This is a genomic window from Vibrio sp. GJ43-1 (assembly GCF_055808835.1).
In genome coordinates, this window is the sequence record NZ_CM147884.1 from 3327458 (window position 1) to 3347288 (window position 19831).

The window sequence follows — 19831 nt, forward strand, 5'->3', positions numbered from 1 at the left end:
CACCTCAGAGCGCTCATGTTGGTTTTAATCACTGTGCAAAGGAAAAACCATACCATTTTGTGTATTTATGCACTGATAATCGATGGATAGTAATGCCTCATCCGTTCCCCTTGCTGAATATTCAAGCAATAATGTCACGCTTACGCCGTTGACCAAAGCAGAAAATTTGTCTGCTTTGCATTCAAAAAATACCCATTAGTTGCTGCATATTGGCCTATTTGCAGCAACTAACGCCAGTTTCCACACTTGCATCTTGATAACAAGCTTGTCATAAATAGCGCATTGAAAATGGAAAGGAATCACAATGAGCACGTTGTACGTAGGGTCTGAAGTTGGCCAATTGCGCCGAGTATTACTAAATCGCCCGGAAAGAGCGCTTACCCACCTCACACCATCCAATTGTCATGAACTGTTATTTGATGATGTGTTGGCGGTGGAAGCTGCAGGGGTTGAACACGACGCATTTGCTGACACACTGCGTAGCCAAGAGGTCGAAGTACTACTACTTCACGATCTTCTTGTAGAAACACTTGCCGTACCAGAAGCAAAGTCTTGGCTGCTTGAAACTCAAATTTCAGATTATCGTTATGGCCCTATCTTTGCCGACGAGCTGAAAATTTACCTAGCAGAGATGGACAACGAACACCTTGCCTCTATTTTACTTGGCGGCCTTGCTTACTCAGAGCTGCCCATTAAAACCACGTCAATTTTACAAAAAATGAGCCGCCCACTCGATTTCGTTATCGAGCCTCTACCTAATCACCTATTTACTCGTGATACTTCATGCTGGGTTTATGGTGGCGTCTCATTAAATCCAATGATGAAACCTGCTCGTCAACGCGAAACTAATCATTTGCGTGCTATCTACCGTTGGCATCCTACTTTTGCGGGCCAAGATTTCATCAAGTACTTTGGCGATGAAGACTTACACTACGACAATGCCAATATTGAAGGCGGTGATGTCCTTGTCATTGGCAATGGCGCGGTACTTGTCGGAATCTCTGAGCGCACAACTCCTCAGGGTGTCGAAAACTTAGCGGCGAACCTCTTTAAAACTGGTCAAGCAAGCCAAGTGATTGCTCTGGATCTTCCTAAACATCGCTCTTGCATGCACCTTGATACTGTCATGACACATATGGACGTCGATACCTTTTCTGTCTACCCAGAAATTATCAGCGACAAGCTTGATACATGGCGACTCACTGCCGCTCCAGAAGGAAAAATGCAAGTTGAGAAACTGCCTAACTATTTAACTGCGCTGGAAAGTGCTCTCGATGTCGATAAACTGAATATCATTACGACTGGTGGTGACAACTATGAAGCTGAGCGTGAACAATGGAACGACGCAAACAATGTGCTGACCGTCAAGCCTGGTGTTGTCATCGGTTATGAAAGAAATGTCTATACCAATGAAAAATATGACAAAGCAGGAATAGAGGTTCTCACAATTCCTGGTAATGAACTAGGCCGTGGGCGTGGTGGCGCACGCTGTATGAGCTGTCCAATAGAACGGGATGGCATCTAGTTATCACGAGCAAAAAGCGCCATACCTAGCGCTTTTTTTAATTCAATCAAAAAATAAATATTCACTTTAAAAGCATTTATATGTATAAATAAGCTAACCCTCACTCACTAGGTACGGCACATGGCTTATAACTTACGTAATAGAAACTTTTTAAAGCTTCTCGATTTTACGCCCAAAGAAATTCAATTCCTTCTCGACCTTTCTCTGTCTTTAAAGTCGGCAAAATACGCGGGCACAGAACAAAAAAACTGGTCGGAAAAAATATTGCGTTAATCTTTGAAAAAGCCTCGACCCGTACCCGATGTGCTTTTGAAGTAGCAGCGTTTGACCAAGGTGCACAAGTCTCTTACCTAGGGCCTTCTGGGTCTCAAATCGGCCATAAAGAGTCAATGAAAGACACCGCGCGAGTGCTAGGTCGAATGTATGACGGCATCGAATATCGAGGCTTTGGACAAGAGATTGTTGAAGAGCTTGGCGCACACGCAGGTGTCCCAGTCTGGAATGGCTTAACCGATGAATTCCACCCCACACAAATCTTAGCGGATTTTCTCACTATGCTTGAGCATGGCAAAGGAAAACAACTGCATCAAATGACCTTCGCCTACCTTGGTGATGCCCGTAATAACATGGGCAACTCTCTTATGGTGGGCGCGGCAAAAATGGGCATGGATATTCGCTTAGTGGCTCCAAAAGCCTTTTGGCCAGAACAGGCGTTAGTCGAAGAGTGCCAGGCTATCGCAGAAAAAACAGGCGCAACGATCACCTTAACGGAGAATGTAGCGCAAGGTGTTAAAGGCTGTGATTTTCTCTATACCGACGTGTGGGTATCGATGGGCGAACCTGCTTCGGCTTGGGAGGAACGTATTGCACAAATGAAGCCTTACCAAGTCAATATGGCCATGCTTGAATCCACGGGTAATCGTGATGTGAAATTTATGCACTGCCTACCAGCATTCCATGATGACCAAACGACTATAGGCAAAGAGATTGCGGAAAAATATGGCCTTAATGGTTTAGAGGTCAGTGATGAAGTGTTTGAATCCGAACATTCTATCGTCTTTGATGAAGCAGAGAATAGAATGCACACCATAAAAGCGGTGATGGTTGCGACACTTGGCAATGGATAAAAAGTCACAATATAACGGTTAAACCTTTGATGTAATCGCTTGCGCTCACAATTGTTAAGAGTATAATCCTCGGCAATTTGTCAGGGGGATAGTACATGGCGCAACCGAGTTTCAATACATTGCTGAGCTTTACTACATGTTTAAGCGTTAATGCAGTGGCAACTCACGATAGGTTCTTTACTTATCACGCACCGTTATTATTTCCTATTGAATACTAAGCCTCCCGCTATGGGGGGCTTTTTTATGGCTGCTAACTCTGGTTTAGTTTTAACTATAGGGAAGATAAACATGGCGAATACGCTGTACCAAAAGCACATTATCTCAATTCCTGAGCTGTCTCGTGAAGAGCTAGAACTCATCGTGGAAACGGCTGGACAACTTAAGTCAAACCCACAACCTGAGCTGATCAAAAATAAGGTGATCGCGAGCTGTTTCTTTGAACCCTCAACTCGTACTCGCCTATCATTTGAAACAGCTATCCAACGCATTGGTGGTGATGTCATTGGTTTTGATAGTGGCGGCAATACATCGCTGGCTAAAAAAGGCGAAACACTTGCTGATTCCGTTCAAGTTATCTCCTCATACGTTGATGCTTTTGTTATGCGCCACCCACAAGAAGGGGCAGCTCGCCTTGCGTCTGAGTTTTCAAATGGCACGCCAGTTATCAATGCCGGTGATGGTGCGAATCAACACCCGACACAGACTCTTCTGGATCTCTACAGCATTTATGAAACACAAGGGCGACTCGATGACATCAATGTCGCATTCGTTGGTGATCTTAAATATGGTCGAACGGTTCACTCGCTAACTCAAGCGCTAGCAAAGTTTAATAATGTGCGTTTTTATTTCATCGCGCCAGAAGCACTTGCCATGCCTGACTATATCTGTGAAGAGCTAGAAGAATCGGGCATCAAGTTTAGTATTCACCAAGAGATTGAAGAAGTGGTGCCTGAACTGGATGTGCTTTATATGACTCGAGTGCAAAAAGAGCGATTTGATGAATCAGAATATGCGCACATCAAGTCAGCCTACATCTTGTCCGCGGATACCTTGAAACAAGCACGCGACAACCTAAAAGTCCTTCACCCTCTTCCTCGCGTTGATGAAATCACCGTGGACGTTGATAAAACGCCTTACGCTTACTATTTCCAGCAAGCAGAAAATGGCGTCTATGCGCGTGAAGCGCTCTTAGCTCTTGTGTTAAATGAAACGTTGTAAGGTAGGCATAACATGACTAAAGAAACTCAACTGCAAGTCGAAGCAATTAAAAACGGTACGGTCATTGACCATATTCCTGCCAATATTGGTATCAAGGTATTAAAGCTATTTGCGATGGATCAATCCCAGCAACGGGTAACGATTGGTCTAAACCTTCCTTCTTCAGCATTGGGCAGTAAGGACCTACTCAAAATTGAGAACGTCTTCGTTAGTGAAGAGCAAGCGAATAAATTGGCACTTTATGCGCCTCATGCCACGGTAAACCAGATCGAAAATTACGAAGTCAGTAAGAAGTTAGCACTGGAATTGCCAGAGCATATTACAGGCATCTTTGAGTGTCCAAATACGAACTGCATTACTCACAATGAGCCAGTAGACAGCAGCTTCCAAGTCTTCGAGAAGCATGATGACATTCGCCTAAAGTGTAAGTACTGCGAGAAAGTCTTTGCAAGAGAGATCCTAACTGAGCGCTAAGCACAATAATGTTATTAATCAAGCCTACTAAATGTAGGCTTGATTTTTATGGAGCCAGTTGGCAGTCTAGTCGTTATATTATTTCCCCTAAAACAATGGAAGATGAACAATGACTAAAGTACTTCATACTGAATCGGCTCCAGCTGCAATTGGCCCTTATGTTCAAGGCGTCGATCTCGGCAATATGGTTCTGACTTCAGGTCAAATTCCAGTCAACCCGATCACTGGCGACGTCTCTGATGATATCTCTGAACAAGCCCGTCAATCTCTAGACAACGTAAAAGCAGTTGTCGAATCATCAGGTCTAACGGTTAGCGATATTGTAAAGATGACGGTTTTTGTTAAAGATTTAAATGACTTTGGTACAGTCAATGAAGTCTACGGCAAGTTTTTTGATGAACACCAAGTTGCCAACTACCCCGCTCGTTCATGTGTTGAAGTTGCACGCCTACCAAAAGATGTGAAGATTGAAATCGAAGCCATCGCGGTTCGCAAATAACTCGCTCTCGACTTGTTTCACTATCGATTCGATAAAATATTGAAACGCTAGAAACTAAAAAGGGTTGTTCACACAACCCTTTTTTATTATTTCTTTTTATTGAGTTCGATAACTTCTGCATCAAGCTGCTCTAGCTTATGCTTCATCTGCTCTCGACACAGGTTGGCAAGTTCTCGAATATTATCCTTACTGCACCCTTCGGTAGAAACAGGTGGCAGCATTTCAACAATGATATGACCATTATCCCACTTATTCAGCTTTAAGTGAGAAGTGCTGCTACACACGATGGGGATAATTGGCACTTTCGCACCTATTGCAGCATGAAATGCGCCAGTTTTAAAGGGTAGCATCCCACGACCACGTGAACGCGTTCCTTCCGGAAACATCCAAACCGATAGATTGCTTTTCTTCATGCTGTCGACAACTTGGTCGATCGTCCCTTTCGCCTTGCTACGATTTGCGCGATCAATCAAAATATTCCCCGTGAGATAATACAACTGACCAAAAAAGGGCATCCACGCTAAGCTCTTTTTCCCAACCGTCACAACATTGGGTGTCACAGCGGCAGAGACAGTAAATAAATCCCAATTGTTCTGGTGGTTAGCAATATAGACATGCTGACCACGCTGATAGGCATCTTCTGGCAATCTAAGTTCGAGTTTAACGCCAAAGACTTTAGACATAGCGCCAAAGTAGCGGCCGAATCTAAATACGTGTTTTGGATTTCTTGGGCTCAATAAACAGTAGCCACACCCAAAAACAAACATGACGATAGCGAAAATAGCCACTGCGATGCAGCGGAAAAAAGCGATCATTTTGTGCTCCGACAAATATCAAAAAAAGCCGAAACCTCTCGATTCCGGCTAATTACTATTACTTAAACGCTATTCAGAGCCCTGAATGCGAGTAATATTCGCACCGAGCAACGTTAGCTTATCTTCAATGCGATCATAACCGCGATCGATATGGTAGATACGATCAACAATCGTTTCACCTTTCGCGATGCAGCCTGCGATAACCAAGCTTGCGGATGCTCGAAGATCCGTTGCCATCACTTGCGCACCACTCAACGATTCAACATCACCACAAATCACGGTATTGCCTTCGATGTCAGCTTTTGCACCCATTCTCATCAGTTCAGGTACATGCATAAAACGGTTTTCAAAGATGGTTTCGGTAATGACGCCACCACCTTTTGCCATAATATTTAATAGCGTAAACTGCGCTTGCATATCCGTTGGAAACCCTGGATGTGGTGCGGTACGAATAGAGACGGCTTTTAGATCACGTCCGGTCATATCAAGCGAAATCCAGTCTTCACCACTTTCAACCTTTGCTCCCGCTTCTTCAAGCTTAGCGATAACCGCTTCTAACAAATGCGCACTGGTGTTACGACATGTTACTTTACCGCCAGAGACTGCAGCGGCAACTAAAAATGTTCCGGTTTCAATGCGATCCGCAACCACACTGTGTTTGCCACCAGAAAGGCGCTCAACACCTTCAATGGTAATCGTATCCGTACCTGCGCCAGACACTTTTGCTCCGATAGCATTCAGGAAGTTCGCCGTGTCAACAATTTCAGGCTCGCGCGCCGCATTATCTAGAACAGTCTTTCCTTCTGCTAAAGTCGCAGCACACATAACGGTAATCGTCGCACCAACACTCACTTTGTCCATGACAATATGAGCGCCCTTTAAGCGACCATCGACTTCTGCTTTCACGTAACCATCTTCTAATGTAATGGTCGCACCAAGCTGTTCAAGGCCGTGAATATGCAGATCAACGGGTCTAGCACCAATTGCGCAGCCACCTGGAAGAGACACTTGGCCTTTACCAAATCGAGCCACCAGTGGACCTAGAGCCCAAATAGAGGCACGCATGGTTTTCACTAAATCATAAGGTGCGCAAAATTCATTAATTTGGCTACCATCGACATGAACTGAACCATTACGGTGAACTTTAGCGCCTAGACGGCCTAGCAGCTTCATCGTGGTATCGATATCACGTAAACGAGGAACATTCGCTACTTCTACTGGCTCTTCTGCAAGAATCGAAGCAAACAAAATTGGTAGTGCTGCATTTTTAGCACCTGAGATCAACACTTCACCTTGTAGCGGTGTGTCCGATCCAATAACTTTAAACTTATCCATTACTTAACCTTACAGTGACATCAACTTTTTTATCTCGAGCCCACTCTTCTGGAGTGAAGGCTTTTATCGAGACGGCGTGGATGTCATTACGCTGAATGTATTCCATCAGAGGCTTATAAATCATCTGCTGTTTTTTAACTCGGCTCATGCCTGCGAATTGAGCATCTACTGCGATCACTTCGTAGTGGCTACCTTCACCTTTAACATGTACTTCTTCTAGGTTTAGTTCGCTTTGCAATAGTTCCTGTACTTTTGTGCTATCCACAAGATACTCCTAAATGTGTTTCTCAATTACCGATTCAACATTACTTAGCTGAAACAACATTTTCAGCTCGTCGGGCACGAAGCTGAGCATTATATGACACTTTCGATTTTTTGCATGCTCTATTAAGTGAATTAGCATCACCATACCAGCAGAATCTATACGTTCTACCTCTTTTAGAGACACATTAATACTAGATTCAGGGTAGTCAAGCGCCTCAATTTGCTTCCAAAGTGAAGGAACGCTATCGCGAGTCAAGATACCGCTGAGACATAAATTGCTACCATCACTAAAGTCGAATTTAGCATTCACTGTCCTGACTTCCCTTCAAATCGAATCGATGCCTGAGACAATGCCTCCAATTCTTTCGCCACGGAGACGATGCCCTCTTGACGAATTTTACTGTTCCACTCTGATTGCTTACTCGACAATAGGCTGATACCTTCGGCGATCATATCAAACGCTTTCCAATCACCGGTTTTCTTATCTTTTCGTAGTTTGAACTCGAGATTAATGTTAGGTCTTGGCGAGTCCAATATCGTGACTCGCACGCCCGTTATCGTGGTTTTATCGTCAATAATAGGCCTAGGCCCAAATTGAATCTCTTGTCCTGTATATTGAGTTAACACTTGCGCATAAGAGGTGACGAGATATTCGCGAAAAGCTTTTGCAAACTCTAATACGTCCTCGCGCTTCGCCCCTTTTAAATTCGGACCTAACAATTTCAATGCCGCATAACGATCGTTGACGTAAGGCATCAGCTCTTCCTCAACCACCACTTTTAGGTAATTAGGGTCGCTTTGAACTAACGCCTGCTCTTTTGCCAGTCTCGTAAAAGTACGATCCGCTACCTTTTGCATCATCTCGTAAGGCTGACTTTTATCAATATCTTGGGCTGAAACACTGAACGTCCCTAAAACAACCATCAGCATCACCCAAATTCTGATCACGGTATTACTCTTTGTTAGTATCATCTGAATTTCCTCCAATGCTGTACAGTACTTGCCCTATCATATCTTCTAACACTAAGGCTGATTTGGTGTCTTCGATTCTGCCTCCATCCACCAAGTACTCTTCATCATCAAATATAAAGCCTGGAACAAGACCAACATATTGTTCACCAATCAACCCTGAGGTAAGGATCTGTGCACTAGAAGTATCCGGAAACTGATAGTCAGCATTAATCGATAACTCAACAACGGGTAAATAACTTTCCTTATCAAGGTGTATTTTACTGACTCTTCCAACAACGACCCCTCCTACTTTGACTGGAGAGCGTGCTTTTAAGCTACCAATATTGTCAAATCGAGCCTCTAATGTGTAAGTATCCGTTGAACCAAGCCCTTTAACGTCAGCAACCTGAAAAATGATAAACAAAATTGCGCAAAGTCCTGTGAGGACAAAGCCTCCCACCCACAATTCTAGCTTTCTAGTTTGTTGCATTCATAATTCCTTTATTCTTAATTACCAAACATCAATGCGGTTAGCACAAAATCCAAACCTAATACTGCCAATGACGAGTGAACAACCGTTCTTGTTGTCGCCTGGCTGATACCTTCTGATGTTGGTACAGCATCGTAACCATTAAAGAGTGCTATCCAAGTCACCGTTATCGCAAATACAATACATTTTAACGCACTGTTACCAATGTCTCTTCCCAACTCTACCGATGACTGCATCGCCGACCAAAAACTCCCATGATCGATACCTTTCCAATCCACGCCGACTAACTGCCCGCCCCAAATACCAATGGACATAAAAATCATCGCCAACAATGGCATCGAAATCACGCCAGCCCAAAAACGAGGAGCAATCACACGTTTTAGCGGGTCCACAGCCATCATTTCCATACTCGATAACTGCTCTGTCGCTTTCATCAAGCCTATCTCCGCCGTTAACGCAGAACCCGCTCGACCTGCAAATAACAATGCCGTCACAACCGCGTCCGAGCTCCCTAAGCAGTGACAACGACACCATTTGCCCAAGACTACCTTCCGCCCCATAATCCACCAGCACGACATAACCTTGTAGACTCAATACCATGCCAATAAATAGTCCCGAAACGGTAATGATGGCAAGAGACTGTACACCCACATTGTGTAATTGTTTAATTAGCAAAGGGAAATGTTTTATTGGTTGAGGCTTCGATAACAGCACGCCCAATAATACAAAGGTCGCACGTCCCCACGACTGACAAAACATCAGAGTGCGATGACCGAGCTTTTGTACCAGCTGTAACATATTAAAAAAGGTCCTGTTCTAGTGACTTGGCAGGATAACGAAAAGGCACAGGGCCATCAGCATCACCAACTAAAAACTGCTGCACTCTAGGGTCTGGGTTATTTCTAAGCTCCTCCGGTGAGCCTTTAGCGACGACTTTCCCGTCGGCCAACAAGTATACCCAGTCCGCAATGGACATGACTTCAGGGACATCGTGTGATACGACGATAGAAGTAAGATTAAGCGCTGTGTTTAACGAGCGAATTAATTCAACCAACACCCCCATGGTAATAGGGTCCTGCCCAACAAATGGCTCATCATACATTATCAGTTCGGGGTCGAGCGCAATGGCTCTTGCCAATGCAGCTCGCCGTGCCATACCACCCGAGAGCTCACTTGGCATTAACTGCGCCGCACCTCGCAGACCCACCGCTTCAAGCTTTAATAACACCAACGTTCGTATCAATGGTTCTGACAGCTGGGTGTGCTCTCGAAGGGGAAAAGCAACATTGTCAAAGACGGTAAGATCCGTAAACAGTGCCCCAGACTGAAACAGCATGCTCATTTTTTTTCGTACGTCGTATAAGCGTTTACGAGATAACGTGGGGATATTGGCATCTTCAAACCAGATCTCGCCACTATCTGGGTACAACTGCCCGCCGATTAGACGCAACAACGTTGTTTTACCTATTCCAGACGGCCCCATGATTGCCGTGATCTTTCCTTTAGGCACATGCAATTCGATATCATCGAAAATTACACGTTCACCTCGAGAGAATGACAGTCCTTTCACGGAAACCAAGTCATTGTTTGACATAGAGTTCCTTATCAATAAAGCCAAATCCGCAGAGCCTTACATCATAATGTTCGCAACGCACAATGAAAACCCTAAAATGATGATGGTTCGCGATACCGCAACAAACATGTATGAGTATTCATCGCATTTCCGACCGATAATGGCATGATCATTGATGCAGCACTCGGATTCACCACTATTATTAGCGTATATGGTTCTGAAACATATTGTGCATTTTATTTGTTGATTAGCTTCCATTTTGGATGCTAAACCGTCAAAATTACCCGCCAAATATCTTAATAAAAGTGAATGGATCTAAAGCATGCTTGAAGCAGTGGTGTTTCTTATTATTGGTCTGGTATTTCTAGTATGGAGTGCAGACAAACTCGTTTATGGTTCCGCAGCTTTAGCGCGAAACTTTGGTATATCACCGCTAGTCATTGGTATGACGATCCTAGCTATGGGCTCTTCTGCGCCAGAAATGATGGTTTCAGCAACGGCAGCCCTAGAAGGTAAAACGGACACCGCCGTCGGTAACGTTCTTGGCTCAAACATCGCCAACATAGCGCTGATCCTTGGTATCACCGCTATGATCAAGCCACTTTCAATTTCGTCTGGCATTTTAAGGCGTGAACTCCCGCTGATGATTGCGGTCACACTAATTGCTGGTGTTTTACTTTGGGATAGCCATTTAGGCTTTTATGAAGGCATCATCCTATTTGCGCTATTTGGTGCCTTCATCATCGCTATGCTTCACATCAGTAAAGCGGAAAAAGCCAGTGGCGGAGACGTCATGCTTGACGACCAAGAGTCCGAAATTCCAGAAGGGGTGAGTAACGGCAAAGCCGCTATGTGGGTTATTATTGGTCTCATTATTCTCCCTATCGCTGCTGACCGTCTCGTCGATAGCGCCGTGACCATCGCACAATATTTTGGTATGAGTGACCTTGTTATCGGTTTAACCATCATTGCAATTGGTACCAGCTTACCTGAACTCGCCGCTTCTTTGGCTGGCGTATTAAAAGGCGAAGATGACATGGCCGTCGGCAATATCATTGGCTCCAATGTCTTTAATATTCTTGCCGTAATGGGCATACCTGGCGTATTAAATCCGTCAGTATTGAGCGAATACGCTATGGGTCGTGACTTTTGGGTCATGCTCGGTGTGTCACTGTTACTTGTGGTCATGGCACTTGGAAAATCTCGCAGTATCAATCGCCTAGAAGGCTTTGTCTTATTTGCCTGCTTCCTAGCTTACCAAATCTACCTCATCGCCAATATGGCAGCTTAGGAGTCACACTATGCCTTCATTTGATTATATCGGTTCAGCAAAGCGCGTATTGAACACTGAAATCTTGGCTCTACAAAATCTTGAACATTACATCGATGCGAATTTTGAAGCGGTTTGTCATACCGTTTTGAACCACCAGGGCAAAGTGATTGTCATGGGGATGGGCAAGTCTGGCCACATAGGCAAAAAAATGGCGGCGACCTTTGCTAGCACGGGGACATCTGCTTTTTTCGTGCACCCTGGTGAAGCGGCGCATGGTGACTTGGGTATGATTGAAGCACAAGACCTCGTTATTGCGATTTCTAATTCTGGTGAGTCCCATGAAATCATCAGTCTTTTCCCTGTTTTTAAACGCCTAGGAATCACGACCGTAAGCATGACGGGCAAGCCAACCTCGACCATGGCTAAGCTCTCCGATCATCACTTACAAATCACCGTGCCTAAAGAAGCATGCCCATTAGGTCTAGCGCCTACATCAAGCTCCACCGCCACTCTTGTCATGGGAGACGCCTTAGCGATCGCCCTGCTTGAAGCGAGAGGGTTTAGTGAAGAAGATTTCGCACTCTCTCACCCTGGTGGTGCGCTTGGTCGTAAGCTACTGCTAAAATTAAGTGACATCATGCACTCTGGAGAGGCATTGCCCTTTGTTACCCCAGAAACCCTCATCCGCGATGCCCTGCTAAGAATTACCGAAAAAGGGTTAGGCATGACCGCTGTGGTCAATGAGTCTCGTGAGCTACTCGGTATTTTTACCGATGGCGACTTGCGACGCATTTTAGATAAACGCATTGACATTCACACGACGAGTATCGGTGAGGTGATGACGCTAAACCCGACTACGGCAACGCCAAATATGCTTGCGGCAGAAGGGCTTAACCTAATGCAATCTAGAAACATTAATGGCCTAATTCTATTAGAAGACAATCAGGTTGTCGGGGCGCTCAACATGCACGACTTACTAAAAGCGGGGGTAATGTAATGACTCAAATGACCGAAACACTTTATGGTCCGATCGCTACCACCCTTGTGAATAAAGCGGCACAAGTGCAACTGCTTATTTGTGATGTCGATGGGGTCTTTTCTGATGGCCTTGTCTACATGGGTAATGATGGCGAAGAGCTCAAAACCTTCCATACTCGTGACGGATATGGCGTCAAAGCCCTTATGAGTGCGGGTATTGAAGTCGCCATTATTACAGGTCGAACATCGAAAATTGTTGAAAACCGAATGAGTGCTTTGGGTATTTCTTTGATTTATCAGGGCCAGGATGACAAGGTCATTGCGTACCAAGATATCTGTAATAAACTCAATATAGCCGCCAGCGAAACGGCGTATATTGGTGACGATCTCATTGACTGGCTAAGTTATGGAACAAATTGGCTTTAGTGTTTGCGTGGCTGATGGACACCCGTTATTGGCAAGAAAGGCAGATTATGTCACCTCTATACCTGGAGGACGTGGGGCGGTACGAGAGGTTTGCGATATTATTTTAGAGTCGAAAGGGCAACTAGAACGTCATAAAGGTTTGAGTATATGAGTCTATCTCGTACTCTTTATACCCTTTTATTCATCATATCACTTGGTTGCGCGTATTATCTCTATACCAAAGAGGATACTGGCGTGATTCAAGTAGCGCCGAATATTGAACTTCCAGCCTTTAGTGGTAAAGATCTGCACAACATTTCTTATTCCGATAATGGTGTGCGCAGCTACAGCATTAACTCCATCCATCTCGAGCATTTTTCCAAAAAAGGCGAGACGGTGTTTGAGCGGCTTAGGTGCTAAAAATCTATGCGCAAGGCACGACTCAAGAATGGGAAATTTCAGCGGCAAAAGCCATTCTCGATAAACAAGATGTGCTAACGCTCTATGACGATGTCATTGCTAGAAATTTGCTTGATGACTCAGGTTTCGATACTTTATCAACAGACCAGATGAGCATTCAGTTAGACAATCGTGATTTTTGGGCTGATACTAACGTTCTTATGTTAGGCCCACAGTTTGAAACGCGTGGGGATGCGATGAAAGGAAACTTCGCAGACAACCTCGCAGAGCTCTATAAAAAAGTGAATAGTAAATATGAAACTCTCACACCTTAGCCTTGGGCTTTGCCTGATGTTCCCAGTAGCCGCATACGCACTCTCTACGGATACAGAGCAACCCGTGTATATCGACTCTGACAGCCAACAGCTTGATATGAAAAGTAATCAAGTCACGTTCGTTGGTGATGTAAAACTAAAACAAGGCAGCATTAATATTAATGCAGACAAGATTATAGTCACCAGAGAAGCGAAAACTGGAGCCCTTCAAGTCATTGAAGGATATGGTGATTTAGCGACTTTCTCACAGTTAACTGACGACGGTAAAACCTTGTACGGCGAAGCAAAGGCGTTACATTATGCCTTGCAAGCGGATCAATTAACGATGACGAACCAAGCCATGCTATCGCAAGATGGCAGCATTATTCGAGGCACCAAAATTCGCTATCGAATATCATCACAAAAACTTATTGCTGATGGTAACGCTAATGAACGAGTATCTACCGTTCTTCAACCTCAACAAGCTCAAGAGTAAATATTTCGATTATGGCGCTACTTAAAGCAACTCACCTGGCAAAAAGCTATAAAAATCGAAAGGTCGTGTCTGACGTGAGCCTCTCCGTAGAGTCAGGTCAGATTGTCGGCTTACTCGGTCCTAATGGTGCGGGTAAGACCACTTCATTCTACATGATCGTTGGGCTAGTTCCTCGAGACGAAGGGTCAATTACCATCGATGACGAAGACATCAGTATTTTACCGATGCACAGCCGCGCGAAAATGGGCATTGGCTATTTACCGCAAGAAGCGTCTATTTTTAGAAAACTAAGCGTTGAAAATAACATCTTAGCGGTACTAGAGACCCGTAACGAGTTGACGCAAGAGGAGCGTCAGGATCGTTTAGAAGACTTGCTCGAAGAGTTTAGTATTCAGCATATCCGTAAAAGTGCTGGTATGGCACTGTCTGGTGGTGAACGCCGCCGTGTCGAAATTGCTCGAGCATTAGCCGCTAACCCGCAATTTATCTTGCTCGATGAACCTTTTGCCGGGGTTGACCCTATCTCGGTTATTGATATTAAAAAGATTATCGAACACTTAAGAGACCGAGGTCTCGGCGTTTTAATCACAGACCATAACGTGCGTGAAACACTTGATGTTTGTGAAAAAGCCTACATTGTCAGCCAAGGTCACCTGATCGCCGAAGGAACACCGGAAGATGTTCTCAATAATGAACATGTAAAACAGGTTTATCTCGGAGAACAATTCCGACTATGATTTAATAGTCAGGTAGAACATTTATTAATAGGCCAACAAGACTGCATGAAACCCTCATTACAACTCAAGCTAGGTCAACAGTTAGCAATGACGCCACAACTGCAGCAAGCCATTCGCTTATTGCAGTTGTCTACACTCGATCTTCAACAAGAAATTCAAGAAGCCTTGGATTCTAACCCACTACTTGATGTTGAAGAGTCAGTAGAAGAAACTAGCGCTAATGAAGAAAAGACTAGCCTAGAAAAAAAAGAGGACACCAGTCTTGAAGCAACAAACGAGCCTGAGCCGAAAGACAGCTCTGAACTCATCGAGTCCTCTGAGATAACTACTGATTTAGAAATTGATACCACGTGGGATGATGTATACAGCGCTAATACTGGTAACACGGGTATTAGTTTGGACGACGACCTGCCTATCTACCAAGGCGAAACCACGCAATCTCTTCAAGACTACCTAATCTGGCAACTCGATCTTACTCCGTTCTCCGACACCGACCGAGCCATAGCTTTAGCGGTTATCGACGCGATTGATAGCCAAGGCTATCTCACTCAATCGTGTGAGGAGTTACTCGAAAGTGTTGATATTGACGATCTTGAACTTGACGAAGTAGAAGCGGTCCGTAAACGTATTCAGCAATTCGACCCACTAGGTGTGGCGTCAGTGAATTTGCAAGATTGCCTCTTGCTGCAACTGGCCACGTTCCCTGAAGATACCCCGTGGTTGCATGAGGCCCGACTGATTTTGGCCCATCATATTGACCAATTGGGCAATCGTGATTACAAACTCGTGATTAAAGAGACTAAGCTAAAAGAGACAGAACTTCGAGAAGTCCTACAGCTTATTCAACAACTCGATCCTCGTCCCGGCAGCAAGATTACGCCAGATGAAACCGAGTATGTGGTCCCTGATGTCTCTGTTTTTAAAGACCGCGGTAAGTGGGTCGTACAAATTAACCCTGACAGTGTGCCTCGATTAAAGGTCAATCAACAATACGCGCAGCTAGGTACCGGGAATAGCCCAGATAGCCAATATATTCGCTCAAACCTGCAAGAGGCCAAATGGCTAATCAAAAGCCTAGAGAGTCGAAATGAGACTCTGCTCAAAGTCGCGAAATGTATTGTTGAACATCAGCACGACTTCTTTGAATATGGAGAAGAAGCGATGAAACCTATGGTATTGAATGACGTTGCGTTAGCGGTTGATATGCACGAATCAACAATATCTAGGGTAACCACACAGAAGTATATGCATACGCCACGTGGTATTTTTGAACTGAAATATTTTTTCTCAAGCCATGTATCAACAGACAATGGTGGTGAGTGCTCCTCTACCGCCATTCGAGCCCTTATCAAGAAGCTTGTTGCTGGTGAAAATTCAGCCAAGCCATTGAGCGATAGTAAAATCGCAGCTCAGCTAGCTGACCAAGGCATCCAAGTTGCTAGACGGACTATAGCAAAGTATCGAGAGTCGTTAGGCATCGCACCTTCAAGTCAGCGCAAACGCCTACTTTAAGGCCCACAACCAAAAAGGAAAGTCTATGCAAATTCAAATCCAAGGCCACCATGTTGATCTTACTGAGTCCATGCAAGACTACGTTAATAGTAAATTTCAGAAACTAGAACGCTTTTTTGATCATATAAATACCATTCAAGTGATATTACGTGTTGAAAAATTAAATCAGATCGCTGAAGCTACGCTCCACATAAATCAAGCTGAAATTCATGCGACAGCGGAAGACGAGAGTATGTACGCGGCGATCGACTCACTCGTTGACAAGCTTGTCCGACAATTGAATAAGCACAAAGAAAAAATAAGTAATCACTAACATGCAAATAAGTGAAGTATTGACTCTGGACTGCACAAAAAGTGCAGTCCCTTGTACGAGTAAAAAACGCGCCCTTGAAATCATCAGTGAAATTGCGGCTGAACAGACGGGTCAAAACTCAACAGAATTGTTTGAGTGCATGCTAAATCGAGAGAAAGTCGGCAGTACTGGTATCGGAAATGGTATTGCGATCCCTCACGCGCGAATGCAAGATAGCGATAAAGCTGTCGCCATCCTGTTACAGTGCCAAGAGCCTGTTGAATTTGATTCAATAGATAATCGACCTGTTGATTTACTGTTTGCGCTGCTAGTGCCTGATGCTCAATGTAAAGAGCACCTTAAGACTCTGTCGTGTATGGCAGAGCGCTTGAACGACAAAGCGGTGCTTAAACAACTGCGTAAAGCCCAAAGCGATCAAGAGCTTTACGATATTATCGTTAGCCACTAATTATACAGAGTCAAAATTATGCGATTGGTTGTTGTGAGTGGGCATTCTGGTGCTGGGAAAAGCGTTGCTCTTAGGGTACTAGAAGACTCTGGTTACTACTGCGTAGATAACCTACCCGTCGATTTGCTTGATCATTTTGTTGAGAGTACTCAAGACTCTCAACAAAATGTTGCGGTCAGCATTGATATTAGAAACCTACCAGAAAATTTAAACCAACTCAGCATAAAGCTTGATGAATTGGCTAAGCAGCACGACGTAAAAGTATTATTTCTCGATGCGACAAAATCGGTTCTTCTTACTCGCTATAGCGAGACAAGACGGATTCACCCGCTTTCCCAACAAAAAGAAAAACTCTCTCTCGAGCAAGCGATTGATCTTGAGCACAAACTGTTAAAGCCAATCAAAGAGCAAGCCGACTACTTGATCGACTCTAGTGAACGCTCTATTCACGATCTTAGTGAAACCATCCGCATCGAACTAGAAGGCAAAGAGAAAAAAGAATTAGTGATGGTATTCCAATCATTTGGATTCAAATATGGGATGCCCAACGATGCCGACTACGTATTTGATGTGCGCTTTCTTCCCAATCCTCACTGGCAACCTGAGCTAAGACCACTCACTGGTCTTGATGCCCCGATCAAATCATTTCTCGAGTCACACCCTGAAGTCATTGAGCTGAAGTTACAAATCCAAAACTTCATAGAACGATGGTTGCCATTACTAGAGAAAAACAACCGCAGCTACTTAACGGTCGCCATCGGTTGCACAGGGGGCAAACACCGCTCAGTCTACATTACTCAGCAAATTGGTGAGTACTTTGCTCAAAGCGGGCATCAGGTCCAAATACGGCATGCTTCGCTAGAACATCATCAATAGGAACCTTTCATGTCGACATCCCGAACTGTTTTGATTCAAAATCGTTTAGGGTTGCACGCACGTGCAGCCGTCAAACTCGTCGAACTCGCACAAAGCTTTCATGCTACCGTTACCGTTTGCAATCACGAACAAAAAGAAGCGACGGCGGACAGTGTCATGGGGCTACTGATGTTAGAGTCCGCACAAGGTGAATTCATCACTATCAAAGCCGATGGAGAACAAGCTGAGCAAGCCCTACAGGCGGTTTGCGAACTGGTTGAACATCGTTTTGATGAAGATGAGTAAGCCAATTCTTAGCGAGTAAAAATTTCGCACTGCCATTTATACGTTGTTATTAATTAACGTGTAGAATTAGGCTAATATTCAGTACATTAAAGCAGTTAAGTTCAAGGGGTAGCCATGGCAGAGCAAATAGAATTCGACCAAGCTCACCAAACGCTCCAAGAAGTAAGTGAAGCGCTAGAAAATGGTCGCTTTGTTTACGTACGCAGACAGCTTCAGGATATGGAACCTGAAGACATTGCCCACCTTCTCGAGGCCTCCCCTCGTAAAAGTCGCGACGTCCTTTGGCAACTTACCGACCCTGAAGACTACGGCGAAATTCTTGATGAATTAAATGAAGACGTCAAAGATAACCTTGTGTCTAAAATGGCACCAGAGAAGCTGGCGGAAGCAACAGAAGGCATGGACACCGATGATGTCGCCTATGTTTTGCGAAGCCTGCCTGATGACGTCTCACGAGAAGTACTTTCCCAAATGGACACGGCTGACAGGCAGCGTGTAGAGACCGCCCTTTCCTACCCGGAAGACAGTGCCGGCGGCATCATGAACACTGACGTAATTACTATTCGTGGTGATGTCGATGTCGATGTGGTACTTCGCTACCTTCGCATGCGAGGGGAGCTCCCTGAAGCGACGGATGCCCTCTATGTCATCGATGAAGAGAGCATGCTAATAGGACACTTATCTCTCAGTACCATTTTGACCACTCAACCCGACGTAAAGGTGATTGATGTCATGGATGACGCTGACGAGGCTATCCATGTGGAAACCAGTGACTCTGATGTCGCATCCTTATTTGAACGTCGAGACTGGGTCTCAGCGCCAGTAGTAGATAGTGACCACCACCTTGTTGGTCGTATTACTATCGATGATGTTGTCGATATTATTCGAGAAGACGCCGAACACTCAATGATGAGCATGGCAGGGATGGATGACGATGAAGATACATTCGCACCAGTCGTCAAATCAGCAAGGCGCCGAAGCGTATGGCTGGGCGCCAATGTCCTAGCGGCACTTGCTGCGGCTTCTGTTTCTAATATGTTTGAAGCCACCTTAGAGCAAATGGCAGCTATCGCCGTGCTGATGACCATTGTACCTTCAATGGGAGGGGTTGCAGGGAACCAAACCGTCGCCCTGGTCATTAGAGGCCTTGCATTAGGCCACATTGGTGACAGTAACAAGCGAGAACTTTTACTGAAAGAAGCGGCGATAGGCTTTCTAAACGGCATATTATGGGCATTAATTATTGGCGGTATTGTCGTGGCGTGGAAAGGAAACTGGATGCTAGGAGGCATTATTTCAGCCGCCATGCTAACCAACTTACTGGTGGCAGGTATTGCTGGAGTCACGATCCCTATCTTCTTGAAGAAAATGAATATTGACCCAGCGCTTGCAGGCGGCATGGCATTGACGACAATTACCGATGTGATCGGTTTATCGGTCTTCCTTGGCTTAGCCACCGTACTCCTCACCTAACTGTCTTCACAGCGCTATCTCATTCGGCCCCTACTATTATCGTAATATTGG

General features: G+C 44.7%; 21 protein-coding genes and 4 pseudogenes. 17 read left to right on the plus strand and 8 right to left on the minus strand.

Going from position 1 to position 19831, the window contains the following annotated elements; all coding sequences use genetic code 11:
* Positions 1 to 304: 304 nt before the first annotated feature.
* From arcA to AC0L66_RS15770, 5 genes and pseudogenes are all read left to right on the plus strand, one after another.
* Positions 305 to 1525 (plus strand): arginine deiminase, encoded by a 1221-nt coding sequence (gene arcA, locus AC0L66_RS15750; RefSeq protein WP_265676322.1) that lies wholly within the window; start codon positions 305 to 307, stop codon positions 1523 to 1525.
* A 120-nt stretch (positions 1526 to 1645) separates the two neighbouring features.
* Positions 1646 to 2652 (plus strand): annotated as a pseudogene (gene argF, locus AC0L66_RS15755) (ornithine carbamoyltransferase).
* A gap of 288 nt (positions 2653 to 2940) precedes the next feature.
* The gene (pyrB, locus tag AC0L66_RS15760) at positions 2941 to 3870 is read left to right on the plus strand and encodes an aspartate carbamoyltransferase (RefSeq protein ID WP_265676324.1); all 930 of its coding nucleotides are present in this window, start codon (positions 2941 to 2943) and stop codon (positions 3868 to 3870) included.
* Between the two features lie 12 nt (positions 3871 to 3882).
* On the plus strand, positions 3883 to 4344 hold the full coding sequence (pyrI, locus tag AC0L66_RS15765; protein WP_265676326.1) for an aspartate carbamoyltransferase regulatory subunit: 462 nt from the start codon (positions 3883 to 3885) through the stop codon (positions 4342 to 4344).
* Positions 4345 to 4453: 109 nt separating this feature from the next.
* Positions 4454 to 4843 carry a RidA family protein gene (locus AC0L66_RS15770; protein WP_265676327.1) on the plus strand — a complete coding sequence of 130 codons (390 nt, stop codon included), beginning with the start codon at positions 4454 to 4456 and terminating at the stop codon, positions 4841 to 4843.
* 86 nt (positions 4844 to 4929) lie between these two features.
* Here AC0L66_RS15770 and AC0L66_RS15775 read toward each other — a convergent pair whose 3' ends face one another.
* The 8 genes and pseudogenes from AC0L66_RS15775 to mlaF form a co-directional block, all read right to left on the minus strand.
* Positions 4930 to 5658, minus strand: a complete 729-nt coding sequence (locus AC0L66_RS15775) for a 1-acylglycerol-3-phosphate O-acyltransferase (RefSeq protein WP_265676328.1) — start codon at positions 5656 to 5658, stop codon at positions 4930 to 4932.
* A gap of 69 nt (positions 5659 to 5727) precedes the next feature.
* Positions 5728 to 6993 carry a UDP-N-acetylglucosamine 1-carboxyvinyltransferase gene (murA, locus tag AC0L66_RS15780; protein WP_473567891.1) on the minus strand — a complete coding sequence of 422 codons (1266 nt, stop codon included), beginning with the start codon at positions 6991 to 6993 and terminating at the stop codon, positions 5728 to 5730.
* Positions 6986 to 7258 (minus strand): BolA family iron metabolism protein IbaG, encoded by a 273-nt coding sequence (gene ibaG / locus AC0L66_RS15785; RefSeq protein ID WP_473567892.1) that lies wholly within the window; start codon positions 7256 to 7258, stop codon positions 6986 to 6988. Before ibaG ends, murA begins: the two co-directional genes overlap by 8 nt.
* 9 nt (positions 7259 to 7267) lie before the next feature.
* The gene (locus AC0L66_RS15790) at positions 7268 to 7567 is read right to left on the minus strand and encodes an STAS domain-containing protein (protein WP_265676330.1); all 300 of its coding nucleotides are present in this window, start codon (positions 7565 to 7567) and stop codon (positions 7268 to 7270) included.
* Entirely contained in the window at positions 7564 to 8229 is a 666-nt protein-coding gene (locus tag AC0L66_RS15795) for an ABC transporter substrate-binding protein (protein WP_473567894.1), read from the minus strand. The genes AC0L66_RS15790 and AC0L66_RS15795 overlap by 4 nt, the downstream gene beginning before the upstream one ends.
* Complete coding sequence (mlaD, locus tag AC0L66_RS15800) at positions 8210 to 8698, minus strand: outer membrane lipid asymmetry maintenance protein MlaD (RefSeq protein ID WP_265676331.1); 489 nt, start codon at positions 8696 to 8698, stop codon at positions 8210 to 8212. The genes AC0L66_RS15795 and mlaD overlap by 20 nt, the downstream gene beginning before the upstream one ends.
* 17 nt (positions 8699 to 8715) lie before the next feature.
* Positions 8716 to 9496: pseudogene (mlaE, locus tag AC0L66_RS15805) on the minus strand (lipid asymmetry maintenance ABC transporter permease subunit MlaE).
* Between the two features lies 1 nt (position 9497).
* Positions 9498 to 10292 (minus strand): phospholipid ABC transporter ATP-binding protein MlaF, encoded by a 795-nt coding sequence (gene mlaF, locus AC0L66_RS15810; RefSeq protein WP_265676333.1) that lies wholly within the window; start codon positions 10290 to 10292, stop codon positions 9498 to 9500.
* A 301-nt stretch (positions 10293 to 10593) separates the two neighbouring features.
* Here mlaF and AC0L66_RS15815 point away from each other — a divergent pair, with 301 nt between their 5' ends.
* The 12 genes and pseudogenes from AC0L66_RS15815 (at position 10594) to mgtE (ending at position 19780) form a co-directional block, all read left to right on the plus strand.
* Positions 10594 to 11562, plus strand: a complete 969-nt coding sequence (locus tag AC0L66_RS15815) for a calcium/sodium antiporter (protein ID WP_265676334.1) — start codon at positions 10594 to 10596, stop codon at positions 11560 to 11562.
* A gap of 10 nt (positions 11563 to 11572) precedes the next feature.
* Positions 11573 to 12541 carry a KpsF/GutQ family sugar-phosphate isomerase gene (locus AC0L66_RS15820; protein ID WP_473567896.1) on the plus strand — a complete coding sequence of 323 codons (969 nt, stop codon included), beginning with the start codon at positions 11573 to 11575 and terminating at the stop codon, positions 12539 to 12541.
* Positions 12541 to 13099, plus strand: a pseudogene (gene kdsC, locus AC0L66_RS15825) (3-deoxy-manno-octulosonate-8-phosphatase KdsC). The gene AC0L66_RS15820 and the pseudogene kdsC overlap by 1 nt, the downstream one beginning before the upstream one ends.
* Positions 13096 to 13661: pseudogene (gene lptC, locus AC0L66_RS15830) on the plus strand (LPS export ABC transporter periplasmic protein LptC). The pseudogenes kdsC and lptC overlap by 4 nt, the downstream one beginning before the upstream one ends.
* Positions 13642 to 14136: a lipopolysaccharide transport periplasmic protein LptA gene (lptA, locus tag AC0L66_RS15835; protein ID WP_473567898.1), complete on the plus strand. Its 495-nt coding sequence runs from the start codon at positions 13642 to 13644 to the stop codon at positions 14134 to 14136. Before lptC ends, lptA begins: the two are co-directional and overlap by 20 nt.
* 11 nt (positions 14137 to 14147) lie before the next feature.
* Positions 14148 to 14873: an LPS export ABC transporter ATP-binding protein gene (gene lptB, locus AC0L66_RS15840; protein ID WP_265676340.1), complete on the plus strand. Its 726-nt coding sequence runs from the start codon at positions 14148 to 14150 to the stop codon at positions 14871 to 14873.
* A 45-nt stretch (positions 14874 to 14918) separates the two neighbouring features.
* Complete coding sequence (locus AC0L66_RS15845) at positions 14919 to 16385, plus strand: RNA polymerase factor sigma-54 (RefSeq protein WP_473567900.1); 1467 nt, start codon at positions 14919 to 14921, stop codon at positions 16383 to 16385.
* A gap of 25 nt (positions 16386 to 16410) precedes the next feature.
* Positions 16411 to 16698, plus strand: coding sequence for a ribosome hibernation promoting factor (hpf, locus tag AC0L66_RS15850; protein WP_265676343.1), 288 nt, complete (start codon positions 16411 to 16413; stop codon positions 16696 to 16698).
* 1 nt (position 16699) lies between these two features.
* Positions 16700 to 17146, plus strand: coding sequence for a PTS IIA-like nitrogen regulatory protein PtsN (ptsN, locus tag AC0L66_RS15855; protein ID WP_265676344.1), 447 nt, complete (start codon positions 16700 to 16702; stop codon positions 17144 to 17146).
* A gap of 18 nt (positions 17147 to 17164) precedes the next feature.
* Positions 17165 to 18022, plus strand: a complete 858-nt coding sequence (rapZ, locus tag AC0L66_RS15860) for an RNase adapter RapZ (RefSeq protein WP_265676345.1) — start codon at positions 17165 to 17167, stop codon at positions 18020 to 18022.
* A gap of 9 nt (positions 18023 to 18031) precedes the next feature.
* A complete protein-coding gene (locus AC0L66_RS15865) occupies positions 18032 to 18307 on the plus strand; it encodes an HPr family phosphocarrier protein (RefSeq protein WP_265676346.1) in 276 nt (91 codons plus the stop codon).
* Positions 18308 to 18421: 114 nt separating this feature from the next.
* Positions 18422 to 19780, plus strand: a complete 1359-nt coding sequence (gene mgtE, locus AC0L66_RS15870; RefSeq protein WP_473567903.1) for a magnesium transporter — start codon at positions 18422 to 18424, stop codon at positions 19778 to 19780.
* Positions 19781 to 19831 lie beyond the last annotated feature (51 nt).

Coding starts and splice junctions, on each gene's coding strand:
- AC0L66_RS15865 (WP_265676346.1), top strand. CDS start 18,032: ATGTCGACATCCCGAACTGTTTTGATTCAAAATCGTTTAGGGTTGCAC.
- AC0L66_RS15770 (WP_265676327.1), top strand. CDS start 4,454: ATGACTAAAGTACTTCATACTGAATCGGCTCCAGCTGCAATTGGCCCT.
- ptsN (WP_265676344.1), top strand. CDS start 16,700: ATGCAAATAAGTGAAGTATTGACTCTGGACTGCACAAAAAGTGCAGTC.
- AC0L66_RS15815 (WP_265676334.1), top strand. CDS start 10,594: ATGCTTGAAGCAGTGGTGTTTCTTATTATTGGTCTGGTATTTCTAGTA.
- murA (WP_473567891.1), bottom strand. CDS start 6,993: ATGGATAAGTTTAAAGTTATTGGATCGGACACACCGCTACAAGGTGAA.
- AC0L66_RS15775 (WP_265676328.1), bottom strand. CDS start 5,658: ATGATCGCTTTTTTCCGCTGCATCGCAGTGGCTATTTTCGCTATCGTC.
- rapZ (WP_265676345.1), top strand. CDS start 17,165: ATGCGATTGGTTGTTGTGAGTGGGCATTCTGGTGCTGGGAAAAGCGTT.
- AC0L66_RS15820 (WP_473567896.1), top strand. CDS start 11,573: ATGCCTTCATTTGATTATATCGGTTCAGCAAAGCGCGTATTGAACACT.
- lptB (WP_265676340.1), top strand. CDS start 14,148: ATGGCGCTACTTAAAGCAACTCACCTGGCAAAAAGCTATAAAAATCGA.
- pyrB (WP_265676324.1), top strand. CDS start 2,941: ATGGCGAATACGCTGTACCAAAAGCACATTATCTCAATTCCTGAGCTG.
- pyrI (WP_265676326.1), top strand. CDS start 3,883: ATGACTAAAGAAACTCAACTGCAAGTCGAAGCAATTAAAAACGGTACG.
- mlaD (WP_265676331.1), bottom strand. CDS start 8,698: ATGCAACAAACTAGAAAGCTAGAATTGTGGGTGGGAGGCTTTGTCCTC.
- hpf (WP_265676343.1), top strand. CDS start 16,411: ATGCAAATTCAAATCCAAGGCCACCATGTTGATCTTACTGAGTCCATG.
- AC0L66_RS15795 (WP_473567894.1), bottom strand. CDS start 8,229: ATGATACTAACAAAGAGTAATACCGTGATCAGAATTTGGGTGATGCTG.
- mlaF (WP_265676333.1), bottom strand. CDS start 10,292: ATGTCAAACAATGACTTGGTTTCCGTGAAAGGACTGTCATTCTCTCGA.
- AC0L66_RS15845 (WP_473567900.1), top strand. CDS start 14,919: ATGAAACCCTCATTACAACTCAAGCTAGGTCAACAGTTAGCAATGACG.
- mgtE (WP_473567903.1), top strand. CDS start 18,422: ATGGCAGAGCAAATAGAATTCGACCAAGCTCACCAAACGCTCCAAGAA.
- arcA (WP_265676322.1), top strand. CDS start 305: ATGAGCACGTTGTACGTAGGGTCTGAAGTTGGCCAATTGCGCCGAGTA.
- lptA (WP_473567898.1), top strand. CDS start 13,642: ATGAAACTCTCACACCTTAGCCTTGGGCTTTGCCTGATGTTCCCAGTA.